We start from the raw sequence: 394 nt of genomic DNA, 5'->3' as shown, positions 1-394 counted from the left end.
CTGAGCGCTTCCCCAAGAAGATCCACGCCACCACGGCCGCCGGCTTCGCCCTTAAAATCGGCCTCTTCGTCTTTGTACACGCAATCGACCGCTTCGGACTGTAACCCGCAACTTGGGTAAGCTAGGAATATTGCTTGGCCTGGCGCTAAGACGAGAAGTTAGTTCCCCTCCTCAGATGAGGAGGGGCTAGGGGTGGTTGATCGGTCGTTGCACAGCCGTAAGAGGCCGTCATGTTGAGCTTGCCGAGACTTCTGGCGTGCTGATGACGGATAGTAATTTCTAACTCTAATTTTTCAACCACCCCTTGTATGATTGCACTGCCCTATCTTCTGGGTAGCCAGCCAAGGAAGCGGAGTCACCTACCATCCCTAAATGCGGGGCTTCGGCCTCGACC

Annotated in this window: 1 pseudogene; it reads left to right on the top strand. The window is 55.1% G+C overall.

Annotated features, from left to right (window positions below):
- Nucleotides 1-104, top strand: a pseudogene (locus EJV47_RS29205) (IS982 family transposase); the annotation flags it as partial.
- Between the last annotated feature and the right edge of the window lie 290 nt (nt 105-394).

This window comes from Hymenobacter gummosus (genome assembly GCF_003970915.1).
Taxonomy (GTDB): Bacteria; Bacteroidota; Bacteroidia; order Cytophagales; family Hymenobacteraceae; genus Solirubrum; species Solirubrum gummosum.
This window is presented reverse-complemented; position numbering and strand designations above follow the sequence as displayed.